Source organism: Sphingomonas sp. PL20, from assembly GCF_017875905.1.
Lineage (GTDB): Bacteria > Pseudomonadota > Alphaproteobacteria > Sphingomonadales > Sphingomonadaceae > Sphingomonas > Sphingomonas echinoides.
Map to the genome: position 1 here is coordinate 405904 of NZ_JAGINH010000002.1, position 17846 is coordinate 423749.

Here is a 17846-nt window from a genome sequence, read left to right on the forward strand (position 1 = left end):
TGGGGGTGGGGCCTTCCCACATGCCTCAGCGCTTGCTGGACGGCCCTCCAACCCCGGATCTATATTAGACGTGACGCTCGGCGATGAACCAGCCAGCGACGACGACCGGGAACATTAGAAAGAACGGCCAATCATCTGCACCCGGAACGCCAAAATGTCTGCAAACGGCTTGCGTCCCGAAGACCAGTGCCAACGCAATTGCAACCAGCGCGACCGTGAATGCCCAGCCTTTCCAGTGGATCGGCATATAGCTCCACAAAATTTTATAAAACCAAATCTCGCGCTCGCCCTTCATGCAATGACGCTACCACGAAAAAGCCCGGCTGGTTAAGCCGGGCTGGTTGGTTAAAGGTCGTGCTCTCTATCGCGTTCAGAGCCGCATCGATCCCGTGTCCATGAAGCGCTGGTGCCAGGACAGCGCTTCGCCCGGCAGCGAAGGCGATTGCTGGCCGTAGGAACCCACCCGCGCGCGCGCATAATAGTCCGCCAGCATCGGGCGATAGTCGGGATGCGCGCACTTCTCGATGATGAGGGCAGCGCGCTGCTTGGGGCTGAGGCCCCGCAGATCGGCGAGGCCCTGTTCGGTGACGATCACCTGCACGTCCTGGCTGATATGGTCGACATGGCTCGCTTGCGGCACGATCGCCGAGATCTTGCCGCCCTTGGCGGTCGAGGGGGTCATGAAGATCGAGACATAGGCGTTTCGCGCGAAATCGCCCGATCCGCCAATGCCGTTCTGGATGCGCGAGCCCATCACGTGGGTGGAGTTCACGTTGCCGTAAATGTCGGCCTCGATCAGCCCGTTCATGGCGAGGCAGCCGAGCCGGCGGATCAGTTCGGGATGGTTGCTGATTTCCTGCGGGCGCAGGATCATTGTGTCGCGGTAGCGGCCCATATCGGCATTGAGCCGCGCCGCCGCCTCCGGGCTGAGCGAGAAGGCGGTGGCCGAGGCCATCCGCAATTTGCCCGAATCGAGCAGGTCGAGCATCCCGTCCTGGATCACCTCGGTATAGGAGGTCATGTCCTCGAACGGGCCGTTGACCAGGCCGGTGAGCACCGCATTGGCGATGTTGCCGACGCCCGATTGCAGCGGCAACAGCGAAGCGGGGAGGCGCCCGCGTGCCACTTCATGGGTGAAGAATTCGATCAGGTGCCCGGCAATCGCATGCGCCGCCGCATCGGGCGCGGCGAAGGGCAAATTGCGGTCGGGCGCTTCGGTCTCGACGATCGCGACGATCTTGTCGGGGTCGCAGCGGAAATACGGCTCGCCAATGCGATCGTCGGCGCGCACCAGCGGGATCGGTACGCGGTGCGGCGGCAGTGCAGTGCCGTAATAGATGTCGTGCATCCCCTCCAAAGCGGGGTTCTGCCAGCTATTGACCTCGAGGATGACCTTGCTCGCGCGGTCGAGCCAGGTCTTGTTGTTGCCGATCGAAGAGGAGGGGATGAGCGAGCCATCGGCGCGGATGCCCGAGACTTCGATCACCGCAGTGTCGAGCGGCCCGAGAAAGCCCTGCCACGCCATCGGCGCGACCTGGCTCAAATGCATGTCGAAATATTCCATCGTGCCGTTGTTGATCTTCTCGCGGGCGATGGGATCGGAATTATAGGGCAGGCGGAATTCGATGCCGTCGGCCTTGGCCAGCGCGCCGTCGAGTTCGGGGCCGGTCGAGGCTCCCGTCCAGATGCGCACGCGGAATGGGTTGCCGGCGGCATGTTCCGCCTCGATCCGCGCGGCCAGCGCCAGCGGGACCGCCTTGGGATAGCCCGAGCCGGTAAAGCCGCTCATGCCCACCGTGCTACCAGAGGTGATAAAGGCGGCGGCCTGTTCGTCGCTCATCACGCGCGAACGGAGAGTCTCGCAAGCGATACGGCTGGTGCGCATTCCCATCCCTTTTTTATCATCGTTACGCCTGCGGCTAGGCGCGCAAAGTGGCGGATGCGCAAGCGCCGGGTCTTTTTGGTCACATGCAATTTTTGCAATCGTGTCCGGGCCGGGGCCGTCGCGCTTATTTGATCGGCTGCTTCTCGAGCTTTCGCGCCAACGTTCGGCGGTGCATGCCCAATTGCCGCGCGGTTTCGGAAATGTTGAAATTGTTCTCGGCCAGCGTCTGGTGGATCCGCTCCCATTCCAGCGTCTTGATCGAGGTCGGGCGGTTGCCGAGCGGCGTCGCGACATCGCCGGCCGCACCACCCTCGGCCTTGGCGAAGGCGGCTTCGATGTCGTCGGTGTCGGATGGTTTGGGCAGGTAATTGCTCGCCCCCAGCTTGATCGCCTCCACGGCGGTGGCGATGCTGGCATAGCCGGTCAGCACGACGATCCGCGTGCGCGCATCCTGCGCGTGGATCGCCTGGACGCAGACCAGCCCGGACGTGGCCCCGAGTTTCAGATCCACCACCGCATAATCGGGCGTGCGCTTGGCCAGCGCGGCTTCGACACCGGCCTGATCGGAGGCCAATTCGACGCTATAGCCACGCCGCTCGAACGAGCGCCCCAGCGTCTTGGCGAGCGCGGCATCGTCCTCAACGATCAACAGATGCTTTTCGGTCATCGCTCGCCCCATTCCAGCGCGGACAATGGCAGCGTGATCGTCACGGTCGCGCCACCCTCGGGCCGGTTGCGGGCATCGACCGTGCCGCCGAGCTTGCGCATCGCGTTGACCACCAGAAACAGCCCGAGTCCACTGCCGAGCCGCTCGCGCGTGGAATGATACGGTTTGCCGAGATTGGCGAGCATTTCCGGGGTAAAGCCGGGGCCGGTATCGCGCACCGACAGCACCAACGATGCCCCGTCGCGCGTCACATCGAGCGCGATCGGCTGGCCCGAGGCTTCGGCGGCATTGTCGAGCACGTTCCAGATCACTTGCTTCACCGCCGTATCGGCGACGATCGCCATGTCGGTGCCGAAGCGATTGTCATAGACGATCGCCTCGGGTGCATGCTGGACGCGCCATTCGGCGACGACTTCGTCGAAGAAGCGCTTCACGCTGGTGATCGTCGGGTTTTCGCCACGCGCTTCGCCCGCCGCGAGCAGGATGCCGGTGACGATCGCCTTGCAGCGCGCGAGCGCGACCTGCATCTCGCCAATCTCTTCGGCGAAGCTCTCCTGCGCCATCAGGGCAGGCGCGTGCCGCCAGTCATTGACGATCACCGACAGGGAGGCGAGCGGGGTGCCGAGTTCGTGCGCGGCACCGGTCGCGAGCAGGCCCATGCGCACGATATGGTCCTCCTCGGCCGCTTGCTGGCGCATCGTCGCGAGACGGGCGTCGCGCGCGCGCAAATTGCTGTTGATGCGCGTGACGAAGGCGACCAGCAGCACCGCGACCAGCCCGAAGCAGATCAGCGTGCCGATCATATACAGATCGCCCCAGTCGGACAGGAAGCGCGGTGGCAGCGCAAGCGGGACATGGACTTCGGCCAGCAGGATGAAGGCCGCGCTGGTGATCGCGACCAGCACCCAGCTCGACCATGCTTCCAGCAGCACCGCGCCCATCACCACCTGCAGCAGATACAGCGAGATAAACGGGTTGGTCGCGCCGCCGCTTTGATACAGCAACGCCGTCAAGGCCGCGACATCGAGCAAAAGGCTGGCGAACAGCGCGCTGTTGGAATTGGTCACGCGGCGCGACAGTTGCGCGAGGCTGACGAGATTGAGCACGACCAGCGCCGCGACCACCGACAGCATCGGAAAAAGCGGGAGCGGGACGCCCATGCCGAAGCGCACGATCAGGATCGTCGCGCATTGGCCGCACACCGCCAGCCAGCGCAAATTGACCAGCTGACGCATGTTGTCGCGTTCGGTTGTATCGACGGACGCGGGCGGACTCATGCCGGGCGGCGGGCGGGGCGGAGCAGCATCCCGGCTGCACCGGCAACCATCACCGCGAGCGCAAACCATGTCAGCCCATAGACCAGATGGTTGTTGGTGAAGCGCACGACCGTCAGGCCTCCCACCGGGGCTGTGGCGGCCGGCCCGGCATCGGCATCGATGAAATAGGGCGCGACAGGACCGAGCCCGCGCGCCGTGGAAATGGCCGAGACGTCGCGCGAATACCAGCGGTTCGTCCCAGGATCATTATAGCGCAAGAATGCGCCCTTCGGTTCCGTCAACCGCAACAGGCCGGTGACGGTCGCGGTGCCGCCGGGGGGAACCGCGTCGCGCGTTGGCACGAACCCGCGATTGACCAGCACGGTAAAGCCGCGATCGGTGACCAGCGGGGTCATGACCCAGAAGCCGGGGCCGCGCTCGGTGACGGCCTGGACGAAGGTCGGTCGGTCATCGCGGTAGCGCCCGCGCACCTGCACATGGCGATAGCCGTCGCTGTCATCAGTGATGTGGGCCCAGTGGTCGGGGCCGGGAGCCGGGGAGGCGGGGGCGTGAATCCGCTGCTCGACCCGGGCGATCAGCGCCAATTTCCAGGTGCGCCGCTCGATTTGCCAAACGCCCAGCGCCACCAGAGCGGCGCAGAGCACACCTGCGACGATCAGCAGAAACGCGATCGTCGCAGGGGATCGTCTCATTGCTGGCTCATGGTCTCGGTAACAGCCGCCGGGGACGGCATCATGTTGGCGTTCATATGATACATCACCCAGATCGATCCGGACAGGGTGATGACGATGACGATCACGGTGAACAGCAAAGCGAGGAACGACCAGCCGCCCTCCGCCGTCGTGGTCATGTGCAGGAAGAACACCATGTGCACGACGACCTGGATCGCCGCCATGGCGAGCACGATGACGGCGGTGGTGGTGCCGTCGAGCTTGCCGGTCATGACGAGCGCGAAGGGAATCGCGGTCAGGATCACCGAGAGGATGAAGCCGATCATATAGCCGCGCAGCGAACCGTGCGGGGCCTCGCCATGCCCATGATCTCCGTGGGCGTGATCGTCATGGCCATGATCGTGGCCATGGGCCGAATTGTGCAGCGTATCGGCGCTCATCCGAGCACTCCCATGAGATAGACGATGGTGAAGACGCCGATCCAGATGACGTCGAGAAAGTGCCAGAACATGCTGAGGCACATCAGGCGACGGCGGTTGGCCTGGCCGAGGCCGTGCATGCCGATCTGCGCGACCAGCGTGATCAGCCAGATCAGGCCGACGGTGACGTGCAGACCGTGCGTGCCGACCAGCGTGAAGAAGGACGACAGGAAGGCGCTGCGCCACGGACCCGCACCTTCATGGATCAGGTTCGAGAATTCGTAGAGCTCGATGCACAGGAAGGCGAGGCCGAACAGACCGGTGACGATCAGCCAGCCCTGTACCGCGCGGACGCTGGCGCCGGGGCGTTCCATCGTCAGCATGGCAAAGCCATAGGTCAGCGACGAGAACAGCAGCATCGCGGTGTTGAGCGCGACCAGCGGCAGTTCGAACAACTGCTTGGGCCCTTCGCCGCCGCCATAGCTATGGCCGAGCACGGCATAGCAGGCGAACAGGATGGCGAAGATGAGGCAGTCGCTCATCAGGTACATCCAGAAGCCCAGCATCGTGCTGCTGCCCTCGGGATGATGATGCTCTTCGACTTCGTAGAACAGCGGTGTCTCGCCGTTGGCGGTCGCTTCGAAGGTCTGCGCGCTCATGCCGAAACTCCTTCGCCGGCGAGAAGGCGGGTGCGTTCATCCTCGGTGCGGATCACATCCTCGACCGGGATGTAGAAGTCGCGCTTGTAGTTGAACGAGTGGCCGATCGCGACGGCGAAGATGCCGACCAGCGAGACGACCGCCAGCCACCACATGTACCAGATCATGCCGAAACCGAAGGCGACGCTGAGCCCTGCGAGGATGACGCCGGTGCCGGTGTTCTTGGGCATGTGGATCTTGCGGAAGCCGGTGGTCGGGCGGACATAGCCGCGCCGCTTCATGTCCCACCACGCATCATTGTCGTAGACGACGGGCGTGAAGGCGAAGTTGTAATCCGGCGGCGGCGACGAGGTCGACCATTCGAGCGTGCGGCCATCCCAGGGGTCGCCGGTCACGTCGCGCAGCGCCTCGCGGTTGCGGAAGCTGACGTAGAACTGGACGAACATCGCCCCCGTACCCGCCAGGATCAGCAGCGCGCCGAACCCTGCGACCAGGAAATAGGGCTGCAGCGAGGCATCGTCGAACTGGCTGAGGCGACGCGTGACGCCCATTAGGCCGAGCGCATAGACGGGGGCGAAGGCGAACCAGAAGCCCAGCACCCACAGCCAGAACTGGCGCTTGCCCCACACGCGGTCGAGCTTGAAGCCGAACGCCTTGGGCCACCAGTAATTGATGCCCGCGAACATCCCGAACACCACGCCACCGATGATGACGTTGTGGAAATGCGCGACCAGGAAGAGCGAGTTGTGCAGCACGAAATCGGCCGGGGGCACGGCGAGCAGAACGCCGGTCATACCGCCGATGACGAAGGTGAGCATGAACGCGATGGTCCACATCATCGGCAGCTCATAACGGATGCGGCCGTGATACATGGTGAACAGCCAGTTGAAGATCTTCGCGCCCGTCGGGATCGAGATGATCATCGTGGTGATCGCGAAGAACGAGTTGACGCTGGCGCCAGAGCCCATGGTGAAGAAGTGGTGCAGCCAGACGAGATAGGCGAGGATCGTGATGACGATCGTCGCATAGACCATCGAGGTATAGCCGAACAGGCGCTTGCTGGCGAAGGTCGCCACCACTTCCGAGAACACGCCGAAAGCGGGCAGGATGAGGATGTACACCTCCGGGTGGCCCCAGATCCAGATGAGGTTGACGTACATCATCGGGTTGCCGCCCAGGCCGTTCGTGAAGAACTGCATGCCGACATAGCGGTCGAGCGACAGCAAAGCGAGCACGGCGGTCAGCACCGGGAAGGCGGCGACGATCAGGGTGTTGGTGCACAGCGAGGTCCACACGAACACCGGCATCTTCATCAGCGTCATGCCAGGCGCGCGCATCTTGACGATGGTCGCGATCAGGTTGACGCCCGACAGCAGCGTGCCGACACCGGCAATCTGCAAGCCCCAGATATAATAATCGACCCCCACGTCCGGGCTGGCGGCAATGCCCGACAGCGGCGGCATGGCGAGCCAGCCGGTGCGCGCATAATTGCCGACGAACAGCGAGATCATGGTGATCACCGCGCCCGCCGTCGTCATCCAGAAGCTGAAATTGTTGAGATAGGGGAAGGACACGTCGCGCGCGCCGATCTGCAGCGGCACGACGAAGTTCATCAAGCCCGCGACCAGCGGCATCGCCACGAAGAAGATCATGATCACGCCGTGCGCGGTGAAGATCTGGTTGTAATGGTCGGGCGGCAGGTAACCGGGGTTGCCGTTAAAGGCCATCGCCTGCTGCGCGCGCATCATCAGCGCGTCGGAGAAGCCGCGCACGAACATCACCAATCCGAGGATGATGTACATGATGCCGATCTTCTTGTGGTCGACGCTGGTGAACCAGTCGCGCCACAGCATGCCCCATGCCTTGAAATAGGTGATGATCGCGAGCAGCGCGATTCCGCCAACAGCGACGCCGGCAAAGGCGACGAGCACGGGCAGTTCGTGCAGCGGCAACGCATCAAGCGAGAGACGGCCGAAGATCGGGCTGATCGCCGGGGACGAAAGCGGGAGGGGGGACGTCATGTCAGAAAGTCCTTCGGTCGCCGGCGGTCGCCGGGACGTCTGTTGCGCGGGTGCCGGGCATCGGCATTCCAGCACCGGTAAGGCGCGCGCCGGGTTGCGTAGTGGCAGGAAGCGGGGCGGAGGTTGCCATCGGCATCGCCATTTTCTGGGTCGGGCGGCCAGCGGCGACATTGGCGTGATGTTCACCGGCATCGGCTTGCATCATGGCGCTCATGCAGGTCTCGCCGGGGGCGACGCAGCGGTTGGCGGCGGCATCGAACAGGCCGGGCGTCACACTCGCGAAGCGGGCGACGGGAACATTGGCGCTCGGCCGCGCGAGCTTGAGATAGCCCTGCCGGTCAAGCGCGCCACCGCCAGCGCGGATCCGCCCGACCCACTGGTCGAACTGCCCCTCCGACACCGCATGAAAGCGGAAGCGCATGCCCGAGAAGCCATCGCCGCTGAAATTGGACGAGAAGCCCGCATAATTGCCGGGATGGTTGATGACCGCGTTCAGCTTGGTGGTCATGCCGGGCATGGTGTAGATTTGGCCGACCAGCGCCGGGATATAAAAGGCGTTCATCACATTGGATGAGGTCAAATCGAACTGAAGCGGGCGATCGACCGGTGCCGCCAGCTCATTGACCGTCGCGATGCCGTAATCGGGATAGATAAACAGCCATTTCCAATCGAGCGCGACCACCTGAACGCGCACCGGCTTGGCCGTGGCGGCGACCGCGCGACCCGCATCGAGACGGCCGATCGGACGATAGGGATCGAGCAGATGCGTGCTGGTCCAGGTCACCGCGCCGAGGCAGATGATGATCAGCAGCGGGGCCGCCCAGATGACGAGTTCGAGCGCGGTCGAATGGTGCCATTCGGGCGAATAGGGCGCGTCGGTGTTGGTCGAGCGATAGCGCCACGCGAACACGGCAATGAGCGTCATCACCGGCACGATGATCAGCAGCATCAGCACCGTCGAGAAAATCACGAGGTTGCCTTGCTGCACTGCAAGATCGCCCGCCGGGTCCAGCACGACGGCGCTGCACCCACCGAGCAAGGCAGGCGCAAGCAGCGCCAAGGGGCGGAATAAGGGGGTTCGGGTCATGCCGGCGCAGATACGCGCGGGACAGCGGGCCTCCCATTGGACACTTTGTCCAATCCCCGCTGCAGTGCAGCACGCTTAGAGGGGGCGTTCGGCGATCATGCCGGGAGTTCGAACACCGATGACTGCAGCCACCACGCCTACCTCGCGCGCGATCGAAGCCGATGCCGGCCGAATCAATGCCGAGCACGGCGAAATCACCTCGGGCGAAATCGCGATCGGCGTCGTCATTGGGCGTACGTCGGAGTTTTTCGACTTCTTCGTCTATGCGATCGCCTCGGTGCTGGTGTTTCCGACGCTGGTCTTCCCCTATGTCGATCGTCTGACGGGGACGCTCTATTCCTTCGCGCTGTTCGCGCTCGCCTTCATCGCCCGCCCGATCGGATCGTTCCTGTTCCTCGCGATTGACCGCGCCTTTGGGCGCGGCACCAAGCTGACCATCGCCTTGTTCCTGCTTGGCGGGTCGACCGTGGCGATCGGCTTCCTGCCCGGTTACGCGCAGGTCGGCGTTTATGCCGCGATCCTGCTCGGCCTGTTCCGTATCGGCCAGGGCGTTGCGCTCGGCGGTGCCTGGGACGGTTTGCCCTCGCTGCTGGCGCTCAACGTGCCCGAGAATCGGCGCGGCTGGTATGCGATGATCCCGCAGCTCGGCGCGCCGCTGGGCCTGATGGTGGCCGCCGCTTTGTTCGCCTATCTGACGAGCAGCCTGTCGGCGGCGGATTTCCTCGATTGGGGCTGGCGCTATCCGTTCTTCGTCGCCTTTGCGATCAACGTCGTCGCGCTGTTCGCACGGCTGCGCATCGTCAGCACGGCGGCTTATCAGGACATGTTCGAAAGCCGCGCGCTGCAGCCGGCTCCGGTGCTGGAGACGGTACGCGGGCAGGGCCGTACGATCGTGATCGGTGCCTTCGCACCGCTGGCGAGCTTCGCCTTGTTCCACATGGTCACGGTGTTCCCGCTGTCGTGGGTGTTCCTCTACACCAGCGGCGGCCCGGAGCGCTTCCTGGTGATCGAAGTGCTGGGTGGCGTGATCGGTGTGCTTGCGATCGTCGCCTCGGGCTATCTGGCGGACCGGTTCGGGCGGCGCTCGCTGCTCGGCGCGTCGGCGGTGGCGATCGCGGTGTTCTCCGGGTTCGCGCCGCAATTGCTGGGCGCTGGCGAAGCCGGCGAAGTGCTGTTCATGGCGCTTGGTTTCGTGCTGCTCGGCGTGTCGTTCGGCCAGTCGTCGGGCGCAGTGGCGGCCAATTTCTCGGGCGATTTCCGCTATACCGGCGCTGCGTTGACGTCGGATCTGGCATGGCTGGTCGGAGCAGGCTTTGCGCCGCTGGTCGGCCTGTTCCTGTCGTCGCACTTCGGGCTGGCGGCGGCGGGTGGCTATCTGCTGTCGGGCGCACTCGCGACGCTGGCGGCCTTGTGGCTGAACAAGGAACTGGCGGGTCGGGCCTAAGCTTCGGTCCGGGCACCGCCCGGATCACCCCGACATTCTTAAGCGCCACTTGCGTTACCTGGAACGCGAACCGTCCTATAATAGAACAGAATCGCTTCGAGGGAAATACCGGGTTTCCAACCTAAGGGGTTGCCCTCAATTCGGCCGATCGCTCGCCTTCGCTAGATCGTGGTCGTTCGCTGCGGTTCGCGGCGATCGCGTTGGGGGGAGAGTGCGAGTGGATCTGAGCGACCATCAAGCTATGTCGGCTTATACCAACCCTGGCGTCAGCCAAGGCGATCGATACCGAATCAGCATTGCCATAGATGTCGTCAACACCCGCGCCTTGTGGAACGCGGCCTTGAGCCGCGGCCTGATGGCCCCCGGTGCGACCTTCGAAGATGTCGTCGATACGATCGGCCCGTGTGACGATCCCGCGATCGCCGATTGCCTGGCGATGCTGGCGCTGCCCGCTGACCTTAAGGGCTGTTTGGTCGACGATTTCACGATCGATCCGGCGTTGCCGCGTGGGGTGATGGAAGCATCGCGCCCATGGACCGGGGCTTCCGCAGCGCGCTGAGTCGCATGCTGCAATAGATGCGCTCAATAAAGAGCACATCTATACTACACATTGCAACTTATAGATAATTTTGATGATCGGGTGAGATCTGCCGGAGTCATTGGGGGCTGACGCGGGCAGATCTCACTTTTAATATAGTATAAATTCAAATTTCTTCAAACATTATTGCGATTTTCTTTGATTCAGTTGCTGGCTGCGGCAATGCCGAGCAACTTATCGCTGGTGTAGGGTGCCCCATTGACCTTGAGCGTCAATGCACCGTTGGCGGAGCTGACTTCCTGCACGGTTCCTTGGGCATGGATGGTCACCGGAACCGGGTTGCCCGCCGCATCGGTCGCCGTGAGCGCCAGCGTGTAGCTGCCGGCAGGCGCGGTCGATCCATCGGCCAGTTTGCCATCCCACGACAAGGTTCCTTGCGCAGTCGGCGTCATCGGCCCGGTCATCACCACTTTTCCCGACGCATCCGTGATCGACGACGTTAGCGTCGAAACCGGGAGCGTGGCGGAATAGCTCCAGCTCGCAGGGGTTCCGGCGGAAAGGCCGGCGACATCAGAATTGATGGTAACGCTGCGGCCGATCATGCCCGATGCCTGGGTCAGGCCCTGATTGTTCAAATTGCTCAGGATCGAGTTCAGCGTCGTGTTCTGCTGGACCGATTGCTCGACCTGCGAATATTGCACCAGCTGCTGGGTATATTGCGAGGTGTCCATCGGGCTCAGCGGATCCTGATTCTGCATCTGCGCGGTGAGCAATTTCAGGAACATGTTGAAATCGGCTTTGATCCCGGTCGCGGGCGCAGCGGCGGTCGCCGTCGTTGCGGCGGTGGGGCTGGTGGCTCCGATGGCGGTCGTCGTGGTCATCGCGATGGTCCCTTATGCTAGAAAGTCGACACGGCTGCTGGTGCGCAGCGGCTGATAGGAATCGGGGATGGGTGTGGTCGGCGAATCGGCCTGTTGCCCGCGTTGGGCGAAGGCGGCGAAGGGCGATTGCTGGCGCGACCCGGCCGGTTGGCCGTCGGCACCGCGCCCCTGAAAGGAAAGGCTGGCCGAGTCCGAGCGCACCCCTGCCTGATCGAGCGCGCGCGACAGGTCGGTGCTGTCCCGGCGCAGCAAGTCGAGCGCGGCGGGATTGTCGGCGCGCAACGTGGCGCGCAGGCTGCCATCCTCGAACGCGATCTTGACCTCGATCCGGCCGAGGCTGGCCGGGCTGAGGTGCAGCGTCATCTCATCGCCACCGGTGCCGATACGATGCGCAATCGCCACGCCGGTTTCGCGACCGATCCGTCCTGGTTGCGCGGAGATCAGCGTGCGGGGTGCGGCGGTAGCGATCGGCGCGCGCGCGCCAACCGCCGTTGGTGCGACCATTGCCGCAGCGGCAGTGCCGGCGGGCTGGCCGGGTGGGAGATCGGTGCCGCGCGGGTTTTGCGGCGCATCGGCGGGGGTCGGCAGCCCAGATGTCGGCAGGGTCGGAGCCGGGTTGCTGGCGAGCGAAGGGTGTGGGGTGCTGAGCCCGGTATCGGCTGGCGGAAGGATTGCGGAAACGCTTACCTCGCGCGGGGCGGGGGCGCTCGCGGGGGCGGCGAGCGTTGTGTCTTGCGCGGCGGTTTGCGGGGGTGGCGAGGGCTGCGCCGTCGCGGGAATGCCGCCTGTCGCATCCGTCGGCGTCGGTGGTGGCGTTACGGCGGCCATCGCGGGGCTGCTTTGGTCAGGCGTTTCAACCTCGGCATCGGCATGATCGCGCCGCGCACGCACGGCGGGCCGGGCCGCTGGCGTGGCCGGGCTTTCCGCTGGAAGGACGGTCGCGGCGATGGCGTCTGGCGCGGTCTTGGCAACCGGCACCGCAGGCCCTGCTGGCGATGCACTAGGCGGAGCGTCGGCGATCGGGTTTTGCGCCGTCGGCAGCGGGGTGCCTTGTCCGACCGGTGATGGTGGTGAGGCCGGACTCGCCGACTCTATGCGGGATTCCGGCGCAGACAGGCGCGGCGATCCGTCGGGTAGCGCGCTGGAAGCGGCTGCCGGTGGCGCTGGAAGGGCGTTGGGGGCTTCGATTGGCTGGCGTGAGTCGGGCACCAGTGTGCCGGGGGGCGCAACCGGTGCCGCAGGGGGGTCCGTGACGCTGGCCGACACCGCTGGCGTTGCCGTCGCGACCGTCGCGACAGGCATGACGGGCACGGTCGTTGCGGCGAGGGCGACCGGTGCCACTGCCATTGGCATGGCCGGATCCAGCGTGCCGTCGTTCGCCGCACTGCTTTTGGCCTTGCCGGGCCGCGCGGGCGCAGCGGACGCGGCATTTTCCGGCGCGGCGGGCATCGCGGCATCGACCGGTGCCACCGCCATTGCCTGCGCTGGCATGCTTTGCGGCGGGAGCGGGATTGGCGCGGTTGCGGTGGGGGTGGTCGTCGGTCCTGGGGCGGGCGCGGATGCCGGGGTGACGGTTGTGCCTGCGGCATCCGCTTTGCCCCCTGCCAGGACGGTTGACGGCGGCAGTACCGTTTCGCGGTTGGCGTCGTCGATCGGGGAGGCAAAGGTGGTTGCGACCGGCACTGCGCGCGGTGCTGCGGCCTGGATGAGAGGACTGGCGGCCACGACGCCTGCAGGCGGAACGGGAGCCGCGTTGGCCGCTGGCGCATCGGGCGCAGCAGCGGCTGGCGTGTCGGTGGTCGCCGCGACGGCGGGCGTCGTCGCGACGTTGGTCGCGGTGGCGTTTGACGCGACCGCGTTGCCGAGCTCGCGCGCCGGGGCTGCTGCGGTCGTGCCTGGCGCGCCCTGGCGGGTTGGCAACGGCGCGGCGACGAGGGAACCGTCAGTAGAAACAAGGGGTGCCGCCAGCAGCGTCGGCGCTAGGTCAGTCGCAATCTTCGGCGCGGAGGGTGCGGTGATCGCCAACCCTGCGGAGCTGGGCTTCAGCACAAGATCGCCAACCGATGGCGTATTGGACGGACGGGCGGGTACGGTGGCGGGGGATGCTACAGTACCAAACGGTGCCGTAACGCCCTCCGATACGGTCGGGGCGGTGCCCAACGCGCCGATCAAAGACGGCGCGGGCGGGTTCGGTGTCGCAGCGGCCTGTGCGGTCGTCAGCGTCGTCGCCGATGCACTCCCCAGCAGGGCGAGCGTGGTGAACGCCATCGCACCGGTGTCGCTGGTGGCGGTCGACAACGGCAGCACTGGCGAAGCGGTAGCAGCCGCCGGAACGCTAAGCGAAACGAGGTCGCCAAGGGTTGCCGCAAAATCCTGCGCTACACCGTTGGGGCGACCGATTGCGCCGGGCAATCCGGCCATTCCGCTTCCAACGATCTGCATGCAGTTCCTTTCACGGCGAGGCCTTCATTCCATTATAGGCGGGTCGCAGCGGGAGCGTGCTCAACTGACCGTGCCAAGCGCACGAATGCGGGCGCGGGCGTGGATTTCGTTCTGCGACAGCACCACGGTCGAAGGCCGCACGCGCTCGATGATCGAGCGGACGAACGGGCGCACGCTGGGGTTGGTGAGCAGGCACGGGATCTCGCCGCTCTCGGCCAGCCGATCGTAGGTTTCGCGCACCGCCGACACGAAGCCCTGCAGCGTGGAGGGGGCCATGGCGAGCTGGCGGTCGTCGCCGGTGCCGACAATGCTGTCGGCAAAGGCTGTGTCCCATTCGGGCGACAGCGTCACCACCGGAATGGCGTTGTCGCGGGTTTGCGCCACCGAAATCTGCCGGGCGAGGCGCGAGCGGACATGTTCGGTCATCATCGTCAAATTGCTGGTCGAGGCCGACGCCTCGGCAATGCCTTCGAGGATGGTCGGGATGTCGCGGATCGAAATCCCTTCCGACAACAAATTCTGCAGGATGCGCTGCACGCTCGACACCGAGACCTTGGACGGCACGATATCGGCGACCAGCTTGGCCGCGTCCTTGTGGATGTCACCGAGCAGCTTTTGCGTTTCGGTGTAGGACAGCAGATCGGCGATATTGTCCTTCACCAGTTCGGTCAGGTGCGTGGTGATGATCGTGCCGCAATCCACGACGGTCAGGCCGCGGAAGCCCGCTTCCTCGCGCAACTCGCGATCGATCCACAAAGCGGGCAGGTTGAACACCGGCTCGCGCGTTGGCTCGCCGGGCAGGCCGGGATTGCCGCCGCCGGGGTTGATCAGCAGCAATTTGTCGAGCCGCACCTCGCCGCGCGCGGCTTCGCTTTCCTTGATGTAGATGACGTACTCGCTCGCCCCCAGCGCCATATTGTCGATGATGCGCACGGCGGGCAGCACGAAGCCGTAGTCGGTCGCCATCTGGCGCCGCAGCGCGCGGACCTGATCATCAAGGCGGGGTTCGCGCGTCGCATCGTTGATGATCGGCAGCAGCGCATAGCCGATTTCGATGCGCAGCGAATCGATCGCCAGCGTCTGCGCGATCGGCTCCTCAACGATCTTGACCGTCGCGGCCTCGGTCGCTTCGGCCAGTCGCTCGGCATTGGCGGTGGCGATTGCCTTGCGGCTCATGCTCCAGGCAAGCCAACCCGACAGACCGGCAAAACCGGCGAAGGGCACGAAGGGCAGGCCCGGCATCAGCGCCAGCGCGCCCATCAGGAAGGCGACCATGCCGAACGCCTTGGGGAAGCGGCCGAGCTGTTCGCCCAGCGCATTGCCGGTCTTGCCGCGGGCACTGCCCTTGGACACCAGCATGCCCGCCGCAACCGAGACGATCAGCGCCGGAATCTGGCTGACCAGGCCATCGCCTGCGGTGAGCACGGTATAGGTGCGGAACGCCTCGGCGACCGGCACGCCGTGCGAGAACACGCCAATGCCGAGCCCGACGATGATGTTGATGCCAGTGATCAGCAGGCTGGCGACGGCGTCGCCCTTCACGAATTTGGAGGCACCGTCCATCGAGCCGTAAAAACCGCTTTCGGCCTCCACCTCGGCGCGGCGTTCCTTGGCTTGCTCCTCGGAGATCATGCCCGCCGAGAGATCGGCGTCGATCGCCATCTGCTTGCCGGGCATGGCGTCGAGGCTGAAGCGCGCGGCGACTTCGGCGATGCGGCCCGCGCCCTTGGTGATGACGACGAAATTGATGACGATCAGGATCGCGAAGATGGTCAGGCCGATGATCGTCTCGCCGCCCATCAGGAACTCGCCGAACGCGCCGATCACCCCGCCTGCCGCTTGTGGCCCCTCATGCCCGTGTCCCAGGATCAGCCGGGTCGAGGCGAGGTTGAGGCCAAGCCGCAGCATCGTCGCGATCAGCAGGATCGTCGGGAAAGCCGAGAGTTGCAGCGGCTTTTCGATGAACAGCGAGGTCATCAGGATCATCACCGACAAGGTGATCGACAAAGCGAGGCCGATATCGAGCAGCCATGCCGGGATCGGCAAAATGAGCATGCCGATGATGGCGATGACGCCGAACGCCAGCGCGAGATCGCGCCCGGCACCGATCCGTTCGAGCAAGCGGGTAATGGGTAGCGGCAGCACAGCGTTCACGGCGCGGGCGACACGGCGATACCGGCCTCAATAAAGGTCTTCAGCTTGTTGCGCATCGTCCGCACCGAAATGCCGAGGATGCCCGATGCCGAAGTGCGGTTGCCGTGGCAGCGCTGCAGCGTTTGCAGGATCAGTTCGCGCTCGACCTCTTCGACGGTGCGGCCGACCAGTCCTTCGATTTCGAGGCGGCCTTCGGTGGCGGCGTGCTCCTGCGCGAGTTGCGAGCCATCGACCAGGACGATGTCGCGCGCCTCGATCCGGGGGCCGCGCGCGATCAGCACGGCGCGGTGGATGGCGTCTTCCAGTTCGCTGACATTGCCCGGCCAGCCATAGGCCTGCAGCACGCCTTCCGCCGCATCGCTGAGCGGACGCGGCGACAGCCCGTCCGCGTCGGCGAGGCGGTGGGCAAAGTGCCGCGCGAGCAATGCGATATCGCCACGCCGCTGGCGCAGCGGCGGCATTTCGATGCGGGCAAGGCCGAGCCGGGCGAGCAGATCGGCGCGGAATGCGCCTGCCGCAACGCGCTGCTGCAGGTCGATCGTGGACGTGGCGAGGACGCGCGCCTGCACCGCCACCGAATGGCTGCCGCCGATGCGCCGGATGTGATGTTCCTGCAGTGCCGACAGCAGGCGCGCCTGCGTCCCCGGCGACAGCGCCCCGACCTCGCGCAGCAGGATCGTGCCGCTGCCGGCCTTTTCGAACCGGCCGATGCGCAGGCCAAGCGCACCGGCAAAGGCACCTTGCTCATGTCCGAACAGTTCCGAATCGACGATTTCAGGCGCGACTCCGGCGCATTCGACGACCAGGATCGGACCGAGCCGACCCGATGCTTCGTGGATCGCGCGGGCCATCAGGCCCTTGCCGGTGCCGGTTTCGCCAACCAGCAGTACGGGCGACGCGCTGCGCGCCACCGCCAGCGCAAGGTTGCGCGCCCGCGCAAGATCGGGCGCGTCGCCCAGGATTTCGATCGACCCGCGCGCGACAACCGACGCGATCGCGGCGGCGATCAGCGCGCGTTCGGGCGGCAGCGGCAGATAGTCGCGCGCGCCAGCCCGGATCGCCGCCACCGCTTGCTGGGCCGAGGCGTTGATGCCGCACGCAATGACCGGCACGGCGAAGCGTTCGTCGCGCAAATGCTGCAAGAACCCGCGCACATCGGCATCGACATCGATCATCACCAGATCGCCACCGCTTATCCGCAGCAGTGCGATGGCTTCGGCGGCATCGTCCGCCATCGTCACGTCCGCCCCCGCCGCGCGCGCCAGATCGGCGGCGAGGCGAAATTCGGAGCCGGGGGCCCCAACGAGCAGCAATCGTACCGCTGGGGTCATGCCCTTCATCGTTCGCCCCGCACGATTTCGGTCAGCGTCACGCCCAGCGAGCCGTCGATCAGCACGACTTCTCCGCGCGCGATCAGGCGGTTGTTGACGAAGATGTCGACCGGCTCCCCAACGCGACGGTCGAGCTCGACGACGGTGCCGACGACGAGTTGCAGCAATTTGCCGACCGGCATGCGCGACCGGCCGAGCACGGCCTGCACCTTGACCGGCACATCATAGACCGCTTCGAGCCCCTCGGCCGGGCTGCCCCCGGCGGGCGCGCGGCTTGGCTCGTCCGCGAAATCGGCGATGAAGGGTTGTTCGGTCTGCACAGGCGGGTCGAGCGCGACCAGCGAGGGTTCGGAATCCATGGGCTGTTCCA

The 17846-nt window shown here is 65.3% G+C and carries 16 protein-coding genes; 2 read left to right on the forward strand and 14 right to left on the reverse strand.

The window, feature by feature from the left end; genetic code table 11:
* Nucleotides 1-64 precede the first annotated feature (64 nt).
* The 9 genes from H4W01_RS02050 to cyoA all read right to left on the reverse strand — a co-directional run bounded on the left by H4W01_RS02050 (nt 65) and on the right by cyoA (nt 8686).
* Nucleotides 65-295, reverse strand: a complete 231-nt coding sequence (locus H4W01_RS02050; protein WP_209609697.1) for a hypothetical protein — start codon at nt 293-295, stop codon at nt 65-67.
* Nucleotides 296-370: 75 nt separating this feature from the next.
* Nucleotides 371-1885: an acetyl-CoA hydrolase/transferase family protein gene (locus tag H4W01_RS02055; protein WP_209609698.1), complete on the reverse strand. Its 1515-nt coding sequence runs from the start codon at nt 1883-1885 to the stop codon at nt 371-373.
* Nucleotides 1886-2009: 124 nt separating this feature from the next.
* Nucleotides 2010-2552 carry a response regulator transcription factor gene (locus H4W01_RS02060; RefSeq protein WP_209609699.1) on the reverse strand — a complete coding sequence of 181 codons (543 nt, stop codon included), beginning with the start codon at nt 2550-2552 and terminating at the stop codon, nt 2010-2012.
* Nucleotides 2549-3787: an ATP-binding protein gene (locus tag H4W01_RS02065; protein WP_209609700.1), complete on the reverse strand. Its 1239-nt coding sequence runs from the start codon at nt 3785-3787 to the stop codon at nt 2549-2551. The genes H4W01_RS02060 and H4W01_RS02065 overlap by 4 nt, the downstream gene beginning before the upstream one ends.
* A 38-nt stretch (nt 3788-3825) precedes the next feature.
* On the reverse strand, nt 3826-4521 hold the full coding sequence (locus H4W01_RS02070; RefSeq protein WP_209609701.1) for an SURF1 family protein: 696 nt from the start codon (nt 4519-4521) through the stop codon (nt 3826-3828).
* Nucleotides 4518-4940, reverse strand: coding sequence for a cytochrome o ubiquinol oxidase subunit IV (gene cyoD / locus H4W01_RS02075; protein WP_209609702.1), 423 nt, complete (start codon nt 4938-4940; stop codon nt 4518-4520). Before cyoD ends, H4W01_RS02070 begins: the two co-directional genes overlap by 4 nt.
* The gene (gene cyoC / locus H4W01_RS02080) at nt 4937-5578 is read right to left on the reverse strand and encodes a cytochrome o ubiquinol oxidase subunit III (protein ID WP_209609703.1); all 642 of its coding nucleotides are present in this window, start codon (nt 5576-5578) and stop codon (nt 4937-4939) included. Before cyoC ends, cyoD begins: the two co-directional genes overlap by 4 nt.
* The gene (cyoB, locus tag H4W01_RS02085; RefSeq protein ID WP_209609704.1) at nt 5575-7599 is read right to left on the reverse strand and encodes a cytochrome o ubiquinol oxidase subunit I; all 2025 of its coding nucleotides are present in this window, start codon (nt 7597-7599) and stop codon (nt 5575-5577) included. The genes cyoC and cyoB overlap by 4 nt, the downstream gene beginning before the upstream one ends.
* A 1-nt stretch (nt 7600) precedes the next feature.
* Nucleotides 7601-8686, reverse strand: coding sequence for a ubiquinol oxidase subunit II (gene cyoA, locus H4W01_RS02090; protein ID WP_209609705.1), 1086 nt, complete (start codon nt 8684-8686; stop codon nt 7601-7603).
* A gap of 118 nt (nt 8687-8804) precedes the next feature.
* On the opposite strand from cyoA, the gene H4W01_RS02095 reads away from it, so the two are divergent.
* Entirely contained in the window at nt 8805-10130 is a 1326-nt protein-coding gene (locus tag H4W01_RS02095) for an MFS transporter (protein WP_209609706.1), read from the forward strand.
* Nucleotides 10131-10347: 217 nt separating this feature from the next.
* Complete coding sequence (locus tag H4W01_RS02100; protein ID WP_010406969.1) at nt 10348-10689, forward strand: hypothetical protein; 342 nt, start codon at nt 10348-10350, stop codon at nt 10687-10689.
* 182 nt (nt 10690-10871) lie between these two features.
* On the opposite strand, the gene H4W01_RS02105 is transcribed toward H4W01_RS02100, so the two are convergent.
* From H4W01_RS02105 to fliN, 5 genes are read right to left on the reverse strand one after another with little or no spacing between them, the layout of a single operon-like run.
* Nucleotides 10872-11549 carry a flagellar hook assembly protein FlgD gene (locus H4W01_RS02105; protein ID WP_209609707.1) on the reverse strand — a complete coding sequence of 226 codons (678 nt, stop codon included), beginning with the start codon at nt 11547-11549 and terminating at the stop codon, nt 10872-10874.
* Between the two features lie 12 nt (nt 11550-11561).
* The gene (locus H4W01_RS02110; protein WP_209609708.1) at nt 11562-13991 is read right to left on the reverse strand and encodes a flagellar hook-length control protein FliK; all 2430 of its coding nucleotides are present in this window, start codon (nt 13989-13991) and stop codon (nt 11562-11564) included.
* Between the two features lie 60 nt (nt 13992-14051).
* Nucleotides 14052-16136, reverse strand: coding sequence for a flagellar biosynthesis protein FlhA (gene flhA / locus H4W01_RS02115; protein WP_209613212.1), 2085 nt, complete (start codon nt 16134-16136; stop codon nt 14052-14054).
* Between the two features lie 5 nt (nt 16137-16141).
* The gene (locus tag H4W01_RS02120; RefSeq protein WP_154651343.1) at nt 16142-17476 is read right to left on the reverse strand and encodes a sigma-54-dependent transcriptional regulator; all 1335 of its coding nucleotides are present in this window, start codon (nt 17474-17476) and stop codon (nt 16142-16144) included.
* 5 nt (nt 17477-17481) lie between these two features.
* Entirely contained in the window at nt 17482-17835 is a 354-nt protein-coding gene (gene fliN / locus H4W01_RS02125; protein WP_010406976.1) for a flagellar motor switch protein FliN, read from the reverse strand.
* Between the last annotated feature and the right edge of the window lie 11 nt (nt 17836-17846).

Coding starts and splice junctions, on each gene's coding strand:
- H4W01_RS02050 (WP_209609697.1), bottom strand. CDS start 295: ATGAAGGGCGAGCGCGAGATTTGGTTTTATAAAATTTTGTGGAGCTAT.
- cyoB (WP_209609704.1), bottom strand. CDS start 7,599: ATGACGTCCCCCCTCCCGCTTTCGTCCCCGGCGATCAGCCCGATCTTC.
- H4W01_RS02065 (WP_209609700.1), bottom strand. CDS start 3,787: ATGCGTCAGCTGGTCAATTTGCGCTGGCTGGCGGTGTGCGGCCAATGC.
- H4W01_RS02055 (WP_209609698.1), bottom strand. CDS start 1,885: ATGCGCACCAGCCGTATCGCTTGCGAGACTCTCCGTTCGCGCGTGATG.
- H4W01_RS02060 (WP_209609699.1), bottom strand. CDS start 2,552: ATGACCGAAAAGCATCTGTTGATCGTTGAGGACGATGCCGCGCTCGCC.
- H4W01_RS02070 (WP_209609701.1), bottom strand. CDS start 4,521: ATGAGACGATCCCCTGCGACGATCGCGTTTCTGCTGATCGTCGCAGGT.
- cyoC (WP_209609703.1), bottom strand. CDS start 5,578: ATGAGCGCGCAGACCTTCGAAGCGACCGCCAACGGCGAGACACCGCTG.
- fliN (WP_010406976.1), bottom strand. CDS start 17,835: ATGGATTCCGAACCCTCGCTGGTCGCGCTCGACCCGCCTGTGCAGACC.
- H4W01_RS02110 (WP_209609708.1), bottom strand. CDS start 13,991: ATGCAGATCGTTGGAAGCGGAATGGCCGGATTGCCCGGCGCAATCGGT.
- H4W01_RS02095 (WP_209609706.1), top strand. CDS start 8,805: ATGACTGCAGCCACCACGCCTACCTCGCGCGCGATCGAAGCCGATGCC.
- H4W01_RS02105 (WP_209609707.1), bottom strand. CDS start 11,549: ATGACCACGACGACCGCCATCGGAGCCACCAGCCCCACCGCCGCAACG.
- cyoD (WP_209609702.1), bottom strand. CDS start 4,940: ATGAGCGCCGATACGCTGCACAATTCGGCCCATGGCCACGATCATGGC.
- H4W01_RS02120 (WP_154651343.1), bottom strand. CDS start 17,476: ATGACCCCAGCGGTACGATTGCTGCTCGTTGGGGCCCCCGGCTCCGAA.
- cyoA (WP_209609705.1), bottom strand. CDS start 8,686: ATGACCCGAACCCCCTTATTCCGCCCCTTGGCGCTGCTTGCGCCTGCC.